Origin of the sequence: Phenylobacterium sp. CCH9-H3 (assembly GCF_001557235.1) — a bacterium.
GTDB lineage: Bacteria > Pseudomonadota > Alphaproteobacteria > Caulobacterales > Caulobacteraceae > Phenylobacterium.
Window position 1 is genome coordinate 1 of the sequence record NZ_LSJI01000093.1, and the last position, 16,245, is coordinate 16,245.

A 16,245-nucleotide genomic window follows, 5' to 3' on the forward strand; every position below is an offset into this window, starting at 1 on the left:
TGTCGGACGTGGCGCGGCGCCACGACATCCGCCCGCAGCAGCTGTTCGGCTGGCGCCGCGAGATGCGGATCGTGGACCCTGAGCCGCCGATGACCTTCGTGCCGGCGCTGATCGAGCCGCCTGTGAAGGCTGAGCGGGCGCGGCCGAGGCCGGCGCGGGGCCGGACGCGGCGACATCGAGTTGGAGTCGACGGCGTCGTGGTCCGGGTGCGCCGTGGCGTGGAGGCCAAGACCCGTGGCGGCGGTGATCAAGGCGCCGAGCAGGGAACACCCGCCGATCCGGGACGACGGTTCGCGCAGCCAAGCGAGCCGCGACTGCCGCGCGTGAGCCTTGTCCGACAAGATGGGGCGGAAGGCCCATCCGTGTAAAGGCGCACGGTAGCGTATTGCACGCAATATTGTGGGTGGGGTTAGCGCCGGCCGGTGAACCCGCCTCCGAGGAGCGCTTGGAGGCCGAGTTCGAGGTCGCTCATGCCCATTATGCGGTCGATCGAACCCTTGCGTAGCTCGCCGGACCGGCGTCGTCCGGTCGTAGCCGTCGAGCAACTGCAGGATCTGGGTGTCGTCCTTTCGGGCGGCCGCGGGATCCTTGGCCCGAAGCCGCCGCCCTTCTCAAGTGCCACCACGCCATGCTCTATCGGGCCTTGCAGACCCGTTCGCCGCCGCCGCATAAACCTGTTCATGGTCTGTCCCGCTTAGGGCCGTCCGTGTAACAAACCTTGAGGCACCCCAACCTACGGCGTGGAGATTCAATATCGATTCTAGGGCCGGCGCTGCGGGTCCCGCGCCGCCCTTGTTCGTCGCGCACCAGACGGAAATTTCGCCGTGCCTCTACTGAAGATTGCAGCTTGATCAAAGCTGTAATGTGACTTGCGATATCGAGCAATGAGGCTTCGCCAGGCGGGATTCACTCCCCTTAATCCCCAATACCTCCCCGGGGCGAGGGGATGCTTGGGCGACCCGGGCGATCTGCCGCGCCGCCCTCATTTTTACTTGGGCTGGAGCTACAGTGCCGATCGACGCTCTTGGAGAATTGGCCTGATCAGGAGTTCGCCGAGTGCGACTTCGTTGATAAGAGGCTAAACAAGCTTCTTGGGCCCCTAGCCTAAGCAGTCGATCGGGCGTTAACACGCTCACAATTCCATTCGACGCTGACTATCTTGTAATAGGCGCCGTCCCGACCCCACCTTCGCTGACGAAGTTGGCCGGTGCTGGTGGCGACCCGGCCGGTGGATTTCCGAAAAGGAATGGGCGGCCTGGCGGCGCTGGTGAAGGATCAGTTTGGCTATTGGCAGGCTTCAACACATTTCTTAGACCCCCATACGTAGGATGTTAATCCGGGCAACCAGAATATCTTCGAATTCTTGGGGATCGCCATGGACTCTGACGCCCATAATGCACTTTACGATGCGCTAATCGGTCGCACTCAGCAGATCGGCATGAGAATCGGCATGATGGTTGGCGTCGGCGCCGCCTTTATTCCGGTGTTTGGCTGGCCCGTCGTCCCGTGGCTCGCGTGCATCATCACTCTGCAGCTGGGCGAGCGCGCATGGATTCTGCGATGCGACCGCCGTCGCGTGCTCAGGCAGCGCGCCGCCTGGGGTTTGCCCTTGATTGTCCTCAACAGCCTTCTCTTTGCCGGGATTGGCATGGCCGCCGTGCTGACCGGCGATTTCTGGGCGATGCTGTCCGGCGTGTTGGTGATGGCAGGCGTCCTAATGAACGCCGGGCCTTCGACCGGTACTTCGAAGCTTGCCTATATCGCCGCAGCCGGCTCGATCACGGTCTTCGCCTGGTCGCTCCCGGTTATGGCGTATCGATCCGGAGCGACAGCGGGCGAGGTCTGGGCTCTGTCCGTTTGCGTCCTGCTGCTGTTTGCCGCTTCGCTCAGCACGCGCAGCTTCGCGGTACGCGCGTTCAGAGCTGAACGTCGGGCCAACGCCGCGAAGAGTACCGCCCTGGCTACCATCAGTCATGAGATTCGCACGCCGCTGAACGGCGTGCTCGGCATGGCTCAGGCTATGGCGGCCGACGATCTATCCGAGACGCAACGTGCACGGCTGGAGACCATCAGTGAGTCTGGCGACACTCTGCTTATTATCCTCAACGATGTCCTCGACTTCTCAAAGATCGAAGCAGGAAAGCTGGAGTTGGAGGAGGTGGACTTCGAGCTCAGCTCCCTCAGGAGTGCGGTCCATGCCGCCTTCGAAGCCGTGGCTGCCGCTAAAGGCCTGAAGTTCACCTTCGTTATCGAGGAGCAGGCGAGGGGCTCTTATCGCGGCGATTGCATTCGCCTGCGGCAGGTTCTCAACAACCTCGTCTCGAATGCCCTCAAGTTCACGGAACAAGGCGAGGTGTGCGTGCGTATCCGCCGAGAGAATGAAACTCTCGAATTTGTCGTCGCAGACACCGGCATTGGAATTCCCAAGGACGCTGTGGCCCGGTTGTTTAACAAGTTTGAGCAGGTGGACACCTCCACCACTCGTCGGTTTGGAGGTACCGGCCTAGGGCTCGCGATCTGCCGAGAGCTCGTCAGCCTGATGGGCGGGACAATCGAGGTCAGCAGTGTCGAGGGCGAGGGCAGCCGGTTCCAGGTTCGCCTTGCGCTCTTGCGGTTGGGCGACGAGCAGGTCCCCAGGGCGAAGGCTGGCGACCGGCGGGCACCTGCGTTAGACGGAGCGCCGCGGCTCCGCCTATTGGCCGCCGAGGACAATAGCGTCAACCAGCTGGTACTGCGCACTTTGCTTCAGCAGGTCGGGATTGACCCAGTGATGGTCGTAGACGGGGCCCAGGCGCTGAAGTACTGGTGCGATCAGGAGTGGGACGTAATCTTGATGGACGTCCAGATGCCGGTGATGGACGGTCTCTCGGCCACACGGGCCATTCGGTGCGCCGAGGCGGGGACCGGCCGCGCTCGTACGCCAATCATTGCACTCACCGCCAACGTGATGTCGCACCAGATCACGGAATACGTTGCCGCCGGTGTGGATGGCCACGTGGCCAAGCCAATCAACGTCAACGAGCTGTTCACCGCTATCGACGGCGCACTCGCGCGGTCAGACCCTCGCGCCGCCTCGACCGCCTAGCCTCCACAAGCCGCGCTGGGCACCAACAGTCGAAGGGCGCGTATCCCACCCCACTTCAGGTTACAGGATGGCGTTGCTCTCTCGCAGCACGGTCGCGTCCGAGGTAAGACCGTAGGTCCGCTGAGCCGAGGTGGCTCGCCCTACACTGCGCCTTCGAGGGTTGCTCGGAGTGGCCGAGCCGATCCTCACCGCAGGAGGACGAGCCGCGGAGCATTAGTGAGGTTTTCGTCGGGATCGATGTGGCGAAGGCGCGGAACGTCATCGCTGTAGCGGACGGTGAGCGCGGCGGCGAGGTGCGCTTCGTCGGCGAGGTGGATGCCGCCGAAGAGAGCATGCGCAGGGTGGTGAAGCGGATCGCGGCGACCTGCGAGCGGGCGCATTTCTGCTACGAGGCCGGCCCCACGGGGTACGGACTGCATCGGCTGATCACCTCGCTCGGTCACCCCTGCACTGTGGTGGCGCCGTCATTGATCCCGCGGAAGCCGGGCGATCGGATCAAGACCAACCGCCGTGATGCCCTCGCCCTGGCGAGGCTCCTGCGCGCCGGCGAGCTTACGGCGGTGTGGATCCCAGACAAAGCCACGAGGCGCGATCTGGTTCGCGCCCGCGCCGCTGCGGTCGAGACCCAGCGCGTCCACCGCCAGCAGGTCAGCGGCTTCATGCTCAAGCACGGCCGCGTCTTCCCACGGCCGAAGGCCTGGACCATGCGCTACCTGCGATGGCTGCAGGAGCAGAAGTTCGATCATCCCGCCCACCAGATTGCGCTGCAGGAGATGGTCGAGGCGGTCCGGGTCTCGAAGGAGCGGGTCGAGCGGCTTGAGGCGGCGATAGAAGCGTTCGTGCCGACCTGGTCGCTGGCGCGGGTTGTGCGGGCCGGCGGCCCCAGCGGGAGCGGAAGTTATCGGAGATATGCCCGATGGTCGGATCCATGAAGGCGTCGAAGGCCAGTGCTATCATGATGGCCGTGGCCACCATCTGCGCGGGCAGGCCGATGACCTGATTGTAGAAGACCAGCAGGAAGAGCGAGTGGCCGCGCTGCTTGATCGTGTTCGCGGCGGCGCCCGACGCATAGGGGAGCCGGGTCTTCCAGCTGAGCGGCGGCGCGCTCGGTAACCCGGTCATTGTCTTTCTCCCCGCGTGGGCCGTCTAGCGAGGCAATCCCACCAGGCTGCGGCCCATGATCACCCGCTGAATCTGCCCGGTGCCCTCGACGATGTTCAGCGCCTTGGCGTCGCGGAACAGCTTTTCCACGAGGTTGTGGCCGGCGCCGGCCTCCAGGCCGACGATTTCCATGCCCAGGGCGGCGGTCTCCTGCGCCACTTCGGCGGTGATGATCTTGGCCATGGAGGATTCCAGGATGTTGCTGCGCCGGTTGTCGGCCATCCAGGCAGCCTGCAGGGTCATCAGCCGCGCCCCACGGATTTTTCGCAGCATCAGCTCCAGCTTGTCGCGGATGCGAGGCGACTTGATCGCGCCCGACTCCCTGGCGAACCGCCGCGCTTCGTCATAGGCGGCGCGGGCCACCCCCAGGGCGCTGGCGGCGACACCCACGCGGGTGGCATTGAGCGCGCCCATGGTCGCGCCGTAGGACCCAGAGCCGGCGGCCCCCATCTTCGGCTCACTGCGCTCGCCGCCCAGCAGATGATCGGCGGGCACTTCGCAGTCCTCGAGGATGAAGGACACCGACTCGTAGGAGCGCAGGCCCATCTTCTTTTCGATCTTCACCCCGGTGAAGCCGGGAGTGCTGCGTTCCACGAAGAAGGCGCGCTGGGCGGCGCGGCCCTTGGTGGGGTCGAGGGTGGTCTGCACCAGAACCCAGTCGGCGCGGGAGGCGTTGCCGATGAAGCACTTGGCGCCGTTCAGCACATAGCCCTTGTCGGTCTTGCGGGCGTGGGTGCGAAAGGCGGCGGTGTCCGATCCACCGCCGGGTTCGGTCAACGCGAAGCTCGCCCAATGCGGCGTCGTATGATGGGCGAAGGGGCCGAGGAAGCGCTCCTTCTGCTCCGGCGTGCCGGCCGCGTTGACCATGCCGGACGGGAAGCCCGCGCCGGGGGAGGCGACCCCCATGCCTCGATCCCAGTAGGCGCTCTCTTCGCCCAGCACGACCATCTGGGTGATGCGCCCTTCCGGGGCGGGCTCGGCGGCGGCCATGAGTTCGCGGCGGCCACGTCCGCGGTCGATGAACCTCTGAAAGTAGGCGTGGCCGACCGGCAGCGGAGAGCCGGAGCGGTCCGCCTCCAGGCCTGCCGGGCGGGCTTCGGTTTCGCCCCATTCGCGAGCGTCATCGACGAGTTTCTTCAACTGAGGACTGATCTGCAGTTCCATAGACAAACTTTCTCAGAAGGCGTCGCCGACGGTGTCGGCCAGGGAGGCGGCGTCGTCGCGAGCGCGTTCCACGCCGCCGGCGAGAAGGCCCAAGGCCCGGGTCTCGCGCATCGCCTTCTCCATCGGGAAGTCGCGCATGAAACCGTGACCGCCGAGGATCTGCACCCCGTTGGGACCCACAAAGCGGCTCGCATCGACCGCCTCGACAAAGGCGGCGGCGGCATGCTGGCGGGCGTCCTCGCCGGCCTCGATGCGGCGCGCGGCGTCCTCGACCAGCAGGCGCACCTGCTCCACGGCGTTGAACATGTCGACGATCAAGAAGGCCATGCCCTGGTGGTGGGCGACTGGTTGACCGAAGGCCATGCGCTCCATGGCGTATGCCCGCGAGAACTCGGTGGAGTCGTAGAGCACACCGACCAGCAGCGAGGCGAAGTAGAGCCGCGCCTTGGCGAGCGCCTGTTCGGCGGCGTCCTTGTCGTTCCAGGCGGCCGCGGCGGCGCCATCGAAGCTCAGGCGGCTGGCGCCGGCGGCGTGCAGACCGATGCTCTTGACGGGTTCGGCGGTGGCAGAGCCTTCGATTACCCAGGCGCTGGTGGGGCCGAGGCCGACCACCAGATCGGCGCGCTCGACCGGCGCCCAGGCGACCTTGCCGCTCACCCGATCACCGGCGGCGAGGCTACGATCTTCGTCCTCGACCACGAGCACCACGCGGGCGTCCGGGGTTTGCAGGATCGGGCCGGCGAACCGGGCGACCGCGTCGGGACCGCCGAAGGCGTCCAGCAAATAGACGGCCGGTCCAAGTCGATCGAGCGCCAGAGCCGCGCCGGCGTCGGCCTTGGCCAAGCAGCTGTTAGCGAGAACGCGGGTGAGGATGCCCAGGCCCACCCCGCCGGCCGCCTCCGGCACATCGAGCCCCTCGAAGCCCAGCTCGGCGAAGCTCGCACGGGCCTCCGGCGAGGGTGCGCGAGCCGCTTCGGCGGCGCGCAGGTTGGGACGCAGCTGTTCGCTGGCGAAGGCGGTCAGGCTGTCGACGATCATCTGGTCGTCTTCGCGGATGCCGAAATTCAAGGCGGTCTCCTAAGTCGTCGTCAGGCGCGGTCAGGCGCCGACGAAATTGCCGGGCCGGCGTTCGGCCACCGACCGAACGCCCTCGCGATAGTCTTCGGTGGGAAAGAGCTTGGCCTGCTCGGCGCTTTCGTGGTCGGTGCGGGCCTTAAAGGCGTCCGCTAGGCCCTCACGCAGGGTGGCGCGGGTGGCGATCACCGCCAGCGGGGCGGCCTGGGCGATTTCGGAGGCGAGCGCCAGGGCGGCCTCCCGCAAGCCCTCCTTCGGTGCGACCACGTCGGCGAGGCCCCAGGCCAGGGCCTCCTCGCCGTTGATCCGGCGGCCGGTGTAGAGCAGCTGGGCGGCCTTCTGCAGACCGATTAACCGGGGCAGCGTGAGGGTCAGGCCGAAGCCCGGGTGGATGCCGAGCTTCACGAAGTTGGCCGCGAAGCGAGCCTCCGGCGCGACGACGCGAAAGTCCGGAACCAGGGCCAGGCCGAGCCCTCCGCCGATGGCCGGCCCCTGGATCGCACCGACGATCGGCTTCTTGGTGGCGAAGAGCCTTGCGGCCGCGCTGTAGAGGTCGCCCGTCGCCCCGCCGGTCGGCGATGGCCGGCTGAAGTCCGCGCCGGCGCAGAACGAGTTGCCCTGGGCGGCCAGGACGATGGCACGCAGATCTGTCTGCCCGTCGATCGCCTCGAATGCCATGGCCAGCGCAGTGATCAGCCCGACGTCGAAGAAGTTGTGCGGCGGCCGACGGATCTCCACCACCGCCACGTGCCCATGGGTCTCGACGCCCACATCCTCAGCCTGACCCATCTCCGCCCCTTCAAATTCGGCCGCCCCGTCTGACGCGGCGCGTGCCTAAGGCTGACGCAGGGAGGGTAGGCGAGGCAACTGTTTCACATGTGAGGAAGACGTTTTCGCATATGTGCATAATGTGCAGGTAAGCGACCTGCGTTTTTTCCTATTTCAGGATCTCGGAAAACTTGGCGACGGTGTCCTGCAGAAGCGCCAGGTGTTTGTCATGCCCGGCGACGATGCGCTCGGAAGGGCCGCCCAATCCGATCGCGAAAATCCGCCTGAAGGGCGTCTCGGGCAGCAATACGGCGATGATCCCGACCCCCGGGGTTACGAGGTTGTGGGAGATCGCATAGCCGCTGCGGCGGATGACGTTGATGCTGGTGAGGAGATCCTCGACGTCGATCTTCTCCTCGCCGGCGTCGCGGGCGGCGTCTATTCGCCGGACAATGGCGCGGATGGAATGATCGGTGTGGCCGCTGAGCAAAAGCCGGCCGAAGCCCGATCGAGCCAGCGGGCGCAGCGTGCCTGGGGCCACCGAGTAGTTGAGCGGTTCGCGCGAATAGATGACGTGGACGTACTGGGCATGCAGGTCGCTTTGGGCGGCCAGAATGACGGTCTCGCGTGTCTCGTCGCGCAACGTCTCCATCAGGCCGATGATGTTCATACCGCCAAACAGCTCGGTCACCACCCAGCCGCCCAGGGCGGCGATACGCATGGTCGGCAGATAGGTCCGGCTCCGTTTGTCGTATTCAAGATAGCCCAGCATCACCAAGCTCTTAAGGATCGCCGCGCCGCTTGATGGCGGGTAGCCGTGCTGGTCGCAGATCTGCTTCAGCGACAGCGGCGTGCGCATGGTGTCGAAATATTCGAGCACCTCGAACACGCGACGCGCCGACTTAATGGTGACATCTGACATCCGGCCTCCAGCCTTATCCATGCGTTATGCATGCATATGAAAATTCAGCACGTCCATATGTAAAACATTGCATCACCGCGAAAGAGCGTGACTATTTGATCAAGCATGCATCGGGTGAAATCCAGACCAGCCGGGTGAGTGCTGAAGTCATTACCGGAGGTTCGAACAGACGGCCGGGTTTACGCCAAGTCGTCGCTCGCATAGCGGGTGATGATCGATGTCTCGCGAGGTAAGGAAAGGGCGCCGCTTGAGAGCAAGAGCTCGGTAGGCGTCCAGTAGAACGCTAGGGAGGGACTTATGACTAGGGCGCAATTGCTTGCGCGCTCAGCGTGCGCGCTTGCCTTGAATGCAGGGCTGGCGGGCTGGGCGATGGCGCAGTCGGACGGACCGAAGGAGACGTCCGTCGAGGAAGTCGTCGTCACCGGCTCCTATATTCGGGGCACGCCGGAGGACGCCGCCCAGCCGGTCGATGTCGTCACCGCCCAGGCGCTGGAGCAGCAGGGCTCGCCTTCCGTGGTGCAGCTCGTCAAGACGATCACGGCCGCTGGCGCCGCCCTTGGCGAGGCCAACCGTTCCCTCGGCGCGCAGGCGTCTGGCAACGCTTCGATCAACCTGCGCGGTCTGGGTCCGGCAAGGACCCTCACGCTGATGAACGGTCGTCGGCTGGCCGACTCCGCCAATGCAGGCGGCGGTCTCGGCGCGAACCTGCTTTTCGTCCCGTCCGCCGCGGTCGGGCGCATTGAGATCCTGAAGGACGGCGCGGCCGCCACCTACGGTTCCGACGCCATGGGGGGGGTGGTAAACTTCATCACTCGCCGAGACCTGGAAGGGTTCGAGTTCTCCGGCCAGTACGCCGCCATCGACGGTTCCAAGGGTGACTACGAGGGCAACCTAGCCTACGGCTGGCGCGACGACCGGGGCAATATCCTGCTGACCGCCGGCTATCGCCACCGCAGCCGCCTCGACATGCTCGACCGCGGCTGGGCGAAGTCCCCCTACGAGGATCCGAACTACGGCGGCTGGACGGGTGCCACCAACCCGGGCTTCTATGTCGCCAACACCGCCTCGCTATCGCCGGCAATCCTCTTCCGCGACAACGGCTGCGCCGAACTGGGCGGGGTCTTGACCAATGGCGCCACGGGCCGCCCTGTGTCGCCCGCCAGCGCTTTAGTCAACGGCGGGGCGGCCACCTCGACCTGCCGATTTGAGTTCACTCAGCTCAGCGACCTGGTGACCACCGAGAACCACTATCAGCTCTACGCCGAGGCCAACTACGACCTGTCCGACAAGGTCCAGATGCATGTGGAGGCGGCCTGGACGCGCAATGATGTGCCCAACCAGCGCATCTCGCCGGCCAACCTCTCGACGCAGTTCCCGACGCCGACCTCGCTCGGAGGCACCTCCGGGTCGCTGGCCCCTCCGGGCGCCTTCAACTTCTTCGTCCGCTACAATGTCCCGCAGAATAACCCTGGGCTCGACCAGCTGGCGGCCGACTGCGCGGGCGGCGGCGGCCGGTTCGGTGAGTTTGGGACGGCCCAGTGCGCAAGCATCACCGCCGCCGCTACGGCTGGGGCGCTCGGGGTGGACATCTCGCCGACGGCCTGGCGCGCCATCGCCTTCGCCGGCCATCCGACGACCAACTCGAAGTCCGCCGAACAAGACGTGCACAACGATTCCTGGCGCGTGTCAGCCAGCCTCAACGGCGACTTCGACAACGGCATCCACTGGGACGCGGCGTTGACCTACATGGACGCCACCTCCTCGCACTCAAACTCCGACATCCTCGTCAACCGATTGCAGAACGCTCTCAACGGCTTCGGCAGCCGGCAGGGCGACGCGAATGAATGCTCGGCGGCCGAGCGGTCCGTGGCGGCCAACGCGGGCAACGCCGCCGCGGGCTGCTACTTCTTCAACCCCTTCACAAACAGCGTTGCGACCAGCGTCATCAACGGCCAGGCAAATCCCTACTATCGGGCCGGGGTCGCCAACGATCCGCGGCTCATCGACTGGATGATCGGCCGATACACCAACACCTGGACCAATCAGCTGCTGGTCGCTGATGCCGTACTCACCGGCGATCTCCCGGTTTTCGAGCTGCCCGGCGGCCAGGTGCAGTGGGCCATCGGCGCGCAGTACCGCTACCAGCGCGAGTTGCAGTACTCCGGCGACTTCTTTGACAACCAGACCTTTCCCTGCGTCGACTCCATCGATGACAGCGTCCCGGTGTGCGGCGCGCCGGCCGGGCCGCTGATCTTCTTCGGGTCTGGCCGCGACCGCGATCTTGACCGGTCCGTTCCGGCCGGGTTCCTGGAACTGCGGCTGCCGCTTTTCGATAACTTCGAAGCCAACATCGCGGTGCGCCACGAGCGCTATGGCGGCGGCGTCGGGTCGACTACCAATCCACGGATCGCCCTGCGCTGGCAGGCCTTGGACTGGCTGGCGTTCCGCGGATCAGCGGGCACCACGTTCCGGGCCCCGACGCTGGAAAGCACGACCTCGGGCTTCACCCGCAGTGTGGTCAACATCTCTGGCCAGTATCGGGCGGTCCGCACTAACGGCAATCCCGATCTGCAACCCGAAACTGCGCACGCCTATAATGGCGGGATTCTCGTCGATTTCCGCAGGTTCAAGGCTTCGCTCGACTACTGGCGCTTCGACTTCAAGGACGAGCTGACCACGGAGTCTTCGACGGCGCTGTTCTCGGCCATGTTCCCGGCGGTCGCCGACGCCAGCACCTGGGCCTGTCTTGGCGGCGCCCGGACGGTCCCGGAGCTCGCCGCCCGCTTCAACTTCGGCGGGGTCTGCGCGCCGGGGAACGTGCTGGAGATCAACACTTCTTTCGTCAACGGCCCGAACACCCGGACCTCGGGCTTCGATTTCAGCGCTCAGTACGACTGGCCAGATGTATACGGCGGCGACCTGACCGTTGGCTTCGACGGCACCTATCTCAAGGAATTCCGCCGCGGCGCCTTCTCACTGCTGGGCGCGCCGCAAGTGGTGTTCCAGCAACCAGTGGATCGCGCCGGGACCAGCGATCTCGTCGGCTCGTTCTTCTCCTACCCGCAGCTGCGGGCGAACGGCTTCGTCAACTTCAACCGCGGGCCGCTCAACGCCCGTTGGCAGGTCCGCTACACCGAGGGCACCAAGCCGGCGCCCGGCACGCCCGCCAATAGGTGGGTGCTGCAGGGCTCCGACTACGTCCAGGTCCCGGTCGGCAAGAGCAAGGCCTACGTCCAGCACGACCTGACGGTGCGCTACGACGCGCCGTGGGATACGACCGTCACCTTCAGCATCCAGAACGTGTTGGACACCGATCCGTCGGACGCACCGGGCGCCTACAACTACGACATCACCAACGGCAACCCCCTCGGCCGCGTCTTCGAGGTCGGCTTCAAGAAGACGTTCTGACCGATGCGCTCTTCTAACACGTCGCGCGCCCGGCGACCGCCTTCCCCTCCCCCGGGTACCGGCGCCTTGACCCTGGCGCCGCCGGCTCCCGCTGGCGGCGCATCCTTCATGATCCCGTTCAGCAGCCTGAATTTCCTGTGACAGATCCTTGCATGACCGCCACCACCTCTTTGCCCGTATCGCCCCTAGATGGTCTCCGCATCATCGATTTGACCTCGGTGATCATGGGTCCCTATTCGACACGCATCCTCGCAGATATGGGCGCGGACGTGATCAAGATTGAGCCGCCCGAAGGCGACATGATGCGGCCCCCACAAGGCGCTCGGCTCTCGGGCATCATGCTCAACCTCTACCGCAACAAGCGCAGCGTGGTGCTTGACCTGAAGCGCGCGACGGGAAGGGCGGCCCTGAACGCGTTGATCCCCACCGCCGACGTCTTCGTGCACAACCTACGCCCGCAGGTGATGGAGCGGCTGGGCTTCACCTATGACGCGGTCAAGGCCTTGAATCCCGACATCGTATATTGCGCGGCGTTCGGCTTCGGCAGCGAAGGGCCGTATGGCCAGAAGCCGGCCTATGACGACCTGATTCAAGCCTCCTCCGGATACGCCAGCACCGCCATTCCGCTGACCGGCGAGCCGGCCTACGCCTCGGCGGTGATCTGCGACAAGCTGGCCGGGCAGGCGATCGCCTACGCGATCCTCGGTGGCCTCCTGCATCGCGCACGCGGCGGTGGGGGCCAAGCCATTGAGGTGCCGATGTTCGAGACCGCCATTGACTTCAACCTGGTCGAGGGCTTCGGCGGCGCAGTCTACGCCCCGCATCGCGGACGACCGGGCTATCCGCGTATTCAGACCAAGGAGCGGCGGCCCTATCGGACGGCCGACGGATACGCCTGCATCCTGCCGTACTCGGCCAAGAACTGGTTCGACTTCTTCGATTTTGTCGGCCGAGCGGACTGGAAGGAGCTCTACCGCGATCCCGCTAGGCGGGCCGCGGCCATCGAGACGCTCTACGCGATGATCCGCGAGGAGGCGCCCCGTCTCACCAACGCCGAATGGCTGGCCTTCTGTGACGGCGCCGACATTCCATGCATGCCGGTCATCAACGTGGAGGACCTAGCCGATGACCTGCACGTACAGGCCGTCGGCCTGATGCCTGTGGTCGAGCACCCGACCGAGGGGCCGTACTACAGCGTTCGGCAACCCATTCGGTTCAGCCAAGCGCCCTACCGGCTGCGCTATCACGCCCCGGCTCTCGGTCAGCATACCGAGGAAGTCCTCCGCGAAGTCGGTCTGACGCCGTCAACCTGAGGGGGGCCTTATGGCCGCGATTTCCATCGAACCGGGCGACGGCGAGGCGCCGCTGCCGTCCGTGGCCGATCAGACCGACGCCGCAGGAGCCGGCGCCAAGCCCGTCGGCCGTCCGTGGCTGATGGCCTGGATGCTCATGGCGGTGCTGACCCTGAACATCCTGGACCGCCAGGTGATCAACGTTCTCGGCAACGAGATCGGCAAGGACCTCAATCTCACGGATTCGCAACTCGGCCTGGTCGGCGGCCTGGCGTTTTCGATGGTCTATTTCGTCTTCGGCTTTCCCTGGGGCTGGATCGCCGACAGGCCGAAAGTAAGCCGCGTCTGGGTGATCTCAGCGTCCTTGACCATCTGGTCCACCATGACCGCGCTCTGCGGAGCCGCCTCAGGCTATGGCTACCTGCTGCTGGCGCGCATGGGCGTGGCGGCCGGTGAGGCGGGCTGTGGCCCGGCGGCCCATTCGCTGATCGCCGAGTCCGCGCCGAAGGCCAAGCTCGCCCAGGCGTTGGCGATCTTCGGACTCGGCATCCCCATCGGGGCCTTCCTCGGCAAGTCGATCGGCGGCGTGCTGAGCGACCTCTTCGGGTGGCGCAGCGCCTTCTTCCTCGTCGGAACGCCCGGTGTGCTGCTGGCGATCGGCCTGCTGTTCATCCTGCGCGATCCCCGCCATCAGGATCGCGCCCGCGCCGCGTCCTTCCCGAGGCCCGGCGTTCTGCAGGCCGCGCGGGAGGTCCTGCGGTCGCGCACCATCATCTACCTGATGCTAGGCAGCACCGTCATGGGTGCCCTGGTCTCGGTGGGCAGCTTCTGGGGCATGATGCACTTCCAGCGAAACCTCGGCATGACAGCGGGCCAGGCTGGCCTATGGCTGGGCGTGCAGGGCGGCCTCACCGGCATTTTCGGCACCCTGGGCGGCGGCTGGATCGCCGATCGCCTCGCCGCCAGGAACCCGCGGCACTACATGACTCCCGGCATCATCGGTATGCTGCTGACGCCGCCCATGCTGGTCTTCGCCTGGTGGACCGACAAATGGTGGCTGGCCCTTATCTTGATGATCTTCCCCACCATGTTCGACAACTTGAGCTACGGCGGGGTCGCCGCGGCCACGCAGCGCCTGCTCAGCCCCAATGTGCGGGCCACGGCCTCGGCCCTGATGGCCATGGTTGGCACCCTGGTGGGCGCGGGGATCGGCGTTACCGCGTTCGGGGTGCTGTCGGACGTGATCCGCGAGGCGCTGCCGGCTTCCGCGCCTCCGCACCAGAGCGTGCGCTACGCCCTGATGGGCGCGGCGATCAGCTTTCTCATCCCCGCATTCTTCTACTGGCGCGCTAGCAAGCACGTGCAGCGGGAAATCCAAGAATTCGAGCGCGCATAGCCCACAGAGCTGCCACCATGCTTGCGATCTCGTTACGCCGCGGCCTGACATGAACGTTCGCTTCATGGCACGACTGATCCTCTCTCGTTGCGGTGGACACCCATGCTTCTGTAATAGGTCAACCGTCCTTTCGGGTTGATCTGCCTCGACGGCGCAGATGGCTCGGCGAGCCTCATCTAGCTTCCGTATTGTCCACGCAGGCGTGAGATACGGCATGGGGTGTCGGCTCTACCGAGGTCCCGGCGGCTACCTCGCCCGCAGCCGCGATCCGCCCCCCGGGCAACATGGTCGTTTGGCGAGGCCTGACGCGGCTCAATGACATCGCCTTCGGCATCTCAATCGGGATGCGCCGACGATGTGGTTAACTGAAAGCCTCACCGGAGGGATACGACTATCCGCATCCGTCGGACATATGTGTCGCTCTCGGGCGAGGGTGCGGGTGACTGTGCGGTAGGGGCCGTGGGCGTGCTCATCGAGCGATAGCCCGTTGTGGACCTTGCAGCACCTTCGCTTTCGACCGTGCGTATTCCACGCCATCGTGGGCACGGATTCCACGGCGTCGTGGGCGCCTCTCGGTTGAGGGGATGATGGAGGCAAGACCGACAGTCTGACCGGGCTAGGGAGCCGCTGTTGTTTGAGCAGGGGGCCTGATGCCGACCGAGAGTTTGTCGATGCGCCACATACGCGACCTACTACGTCTGAAGCACGAGAACGGTCTGAGCACCCGGCTGATCCACATGCGGTCTTTTCCAACCTTCAGCATCAAAGTAATACCAATCGGCGCTGATCAGTACCCATGGGCCCAGTCTCTGAGGCCGATGGACATGATGCGCCAGGGTTGGTCGGCAATGGTGTTCCAGGCGGCGCAGCAGTTGTCGACGATGTCGTCGTAGTTGCGGAAGATGCGGTTGGAGAGGTGGTTGTCGCGCATGAACTGCCAGAGGTTCTCGACCGGATTGAGCTCCGGGGCCTTGGCCGGCAGCGGCAGGAGGGTGATGTTCGATGGCGTCTGCAGGGCCTGGGAGGTGCGCCATCCGGCCTGGTCGAGCAGCAGGACGGCGTGATGACCGGGCTCGACCTGGGCGCTGATCTCGGCCAGGTGGGCGTTCATGGCCTGGGTGTCGCAGTAGGGCATGACAAGGCCGGCGGCGGTTCCCTTCTGCGGACAGATCGCGCCGAAGATGTAGGCCCATTGGGTGCGCTGTTCGTTGGGCGCGGACGGACGGGTTCCGCGCCTTGCCCAACGGCGGGTGAGCTTGTTCTTCTGCCCGATGCGGGCTTCATCCTGCCACCAGATCTCGAGCTCGGTCCCTTCAGCCATGCGGTCGCGGATCTCCTGGACCCGCAGGGGGAAAATCTCGCTTGAAGGCCTCCAGGGCCTGCGGGTTCTGGGCATGGTGTCTGGGCCGGGCGGACAGGCGCGCATAGCCCAGACCTTTCCGGATCCGGCCCAGTCGGCTGGGGTCCAGCGACACGCCGTACTCGTCGTAGATCCAGCCCGCCAGATCGATGAGCCGCCAGCGCACCACCCCGTGGATGGCCGGGATCGGGCCGTCCTCCACCAACTGGACGACCGCCGCCAGCTGCTCCGGCGTGAGCTTCGGCTTCGCTCCCGGCGCCTTGCGGTCGATCAGCTCCGCAGGACCTTCGGCATTGAACCGCAGCGCCCAGTCGCGAAGAATCTGCCGGTCCATCCCGCCTACCGCCGCGGCCTCATGGCGGCTGGCGCCGTCGTAGACCGCCACCAGCGCCAGCAGACGTCGGACCTGGCGGGCGTCCCTGCTGGCCCGCGCAAGCGCGCGAAGCTGAGCGGCGTCAAAGTCCTGGCGAAGCGTGATAGGTGGCATGGCGAACCCTCCGGTCCGACGATCGAATCCTACTTCGCCGCCCCTGAGAATCCCCCCGAGTCAGGCACTGCGCCGATTGGTATAAACGTGGCTTTCACAGACAAGCCTGGTGAAGAGCAGCACAATAA

The 16,245-nt window shown here is 65.6% G+C and carries 10 protein-coding genes and 2 pseudogenes; 6 read left to right on the forward strand and 6 right to left on the reverse strand.

Features of this window, described 5'->3' with window-relative positions; genetic code table 11:
* The 3 genes and pseudogenes from AX721_RS08225 to AX721_RS08235 all read left to right on the forward strand — a co-directional run.
* A partial coding sequence (locus AX721_RS08225; RefSeq protein ID WP_156467073.1) for a transposase occupies positions 1-368 on the forward strand: 368 nt, incomplete at its 5' end.
* 1,007 nt (positions 369-1,375) lie between these two features.
* On the forward strand, positions 1,376-3,085 hold the full coding sequence (locus AX721_RS08230; RefSeq protein WP_156467074.1) for an ATP-binding protein: 1,710 nt from the start codon (positions 1,376-1,378) through the stop codon (positions 3,083-3,085).
* Between the two features lie 212 nt (positions 3,086-3,297).
* Positions 3,298-3,960 (forward strand): annotated as a pseudogene (locus tag AX721_RS08235) (transposase); the annotation flags it as partial.
* A gap of 58 nt (positions 3,961-4,018) precedes the next feature.
* Here the strand turns inward: AX721_RS08235 and AX721_RS28740 are convergent.
* From AX721_RS28740 to AX721_RS08255, 5 genes and pseudogenes are all read right to left on the reverse strand, one after another.
* A pseudogene (locus AX721_RS28740) lies at positions 4,019-4,207 on the reverse strand (MFS transporter); the annotation flags it as partial.
* Positions 4,208-4,231: 24 nt separating this feature from the next.
* Positions 4,232-5,410: an acyl-CoA dehydrogenase family protein gene (locus tag AX721_RS08240; protein WP_068875532.1), complete on the reverse strand. Its 1,179-nt coding sequence runs from the start codon at positions 5,408-5,410 to the stop codon at positions 4,232-4,234.
* 12 nt (positions 5,411-5,422) lie between these two features.
* Positions 5,423-6,478 (reverse strand): acyl-CoA dehydrogenase family protein, encoded by a 1,056-nt coding sequence (locus tag AX721_RS08245; RefSeq protein ID WP_068875533.1) that lies wholly within the window; start codon positions 6,476-6,478, stop codon positions 5,423-5,425.
* A 30-nt stretch (positions 6,479-6,508) separates the two neighbouring features.
* Positions 6,509-7,273: an enoyl-CoA hydratase/isomerase family protein gene (locus tag AX721_RS08250; RefSeq protein ID WP_068875534.1), complete on the reverse strand. Its 765-nt coding sequence runs from the start codon at positions 7,271-7,273 to the stop codon at positions 6,509-6,511.
* A 148-nt stretch (positions 7,274-7,421) separates the two neighbouring features.
* The gene (locus tag AX721_RS08255; protein ID WP_068875535.1) at positions 7,422-8,174 is read right to left on the reverse strand and encodes an IclR family transcriptional regulator; all 753 of its coding nucleotides are present in this window, start codon (positions 8,172-8,174) and stop codon (positions 7,422-7,424) included.
* A gap of 369 nt (positions 8,175-8,543) precedes the next feature.
* On the opposite strand from AX721_RS08255, the gene AX721_RS08260 reads away from it, so the two are divergent.
* The 3 genes from AX721_RS08260 to AX721_RS08270 all read left to right on the forward strand — a co-directional run bounded on the left by AX721_RS08260 (position 8,544) and on the right by AX721_RS08270 (position 14,270).
* The gene (locus tag AX721_RS08260) at positions 8,544-11,582 is read left to right on the forward strand and encodes a TonB-dependent siderophore receptor (protein ID WP_068875536.1); all 3,039 of its coding nucleotides are present in this window, start codon (positions 8,544-8,546) and stop codon (positions 11,580-11,582) included.
* A 152-nt stretch (positions 11,583-11,734) separates the two neighbouring features.
* Positions 11,735-12,895 carry a CaiB/BaiF CoA-transferase family protein gene (locus AX721_RS08265; protein ID WP_068875537.1) on the forward strand — a complete coding sequence of 387 codons (1,161 nt, stop codon included), beginning with the start codon at positions 11,735-11,737 and terminating at the stop codon, positions 12,893-12,895.
* Positions 12,896-12,905: 10 nt separating this feature from the next.
* Positions 12,906-14,270, forward strand: a complete 1,365-nt coding sequence (locus tag AX721_RS08270; protein WP_068875538.1) for an MFS transporter — start codon at positions 12,906-12,908, stop codon at positions 14,268-14,270.
* Between the two features lie 787 nt (positions 14,271-15,057).
* On the opposite strand, the gene AX721_RS26745 is transcribed toward AX721_RS08270, so the two are convergent.
* A protein-coding gene (locus AX721_RS26745) for an IS630 family transposase (protein WP_231754705.1) occupies positions 15,058-16,117 on the reverse strand; the annotation gives its coding sequence in 2 pieces (ribosomal slippage) (positions 15,058-15,612 and positions 15,614-16,117; 1,059 coding nt in all).
* Positions 16,118-16,245: the final 128 nt, after the last annotated feature.

Bases quoted from the DNA above. Each gene is read 5' to 3' on its own strand.
- AX721_RS08230 (WP_156467074.1), top strand. From the start codon at position 1,376: ATGGACTCTGACGCCCATAATGCACTTTACGATGCGCTAATCGGTCGC.
- AX721_RS08240 (WP_068875532.1), bottom strand. From the start codon at position 5,410: ATGGAACTGCAGATCAGTCCTCAGTTGAAGAAACTCGTCGATGACGCT.
- AX721_RS08250 (WP_068875534.1), bottom strand. From the start codon at position 7,273: ATGGGTCAGGCTGAGGATGTGGGCGTCGAGACCCATGGGCACGTGGCG.
- AX721_RS08255 (WP_068875535.1), bottom strand. From the start codon at position 8,174: ATGTCAGATGTCACCATTAAGTCGGCGCGTCGCGTGTTCGAGGTGCTC.
- AX721_RS08260 (WP_068875536.1), top strand. From the start codon at position 8,544: ATGGCGCAGTCGGACGGACCGAAGGAGACGTCCGTCGAGGAAGTCGTC.
- AX721_RS08265 (WP_068875537.1), top strand. From the start codon at position 11,735: ATGACCGCCACCACCTCTTTGCCCGTATCGCCCCTAGATGGTCTCCGC.
- AX721_RS08270 (WP_068875538.1), top strand. From the start codon at position 12,906: ATGGCCGCGATTTCCATCGAACCGGGCGACGGCGAGGCGCCGCTGCCG.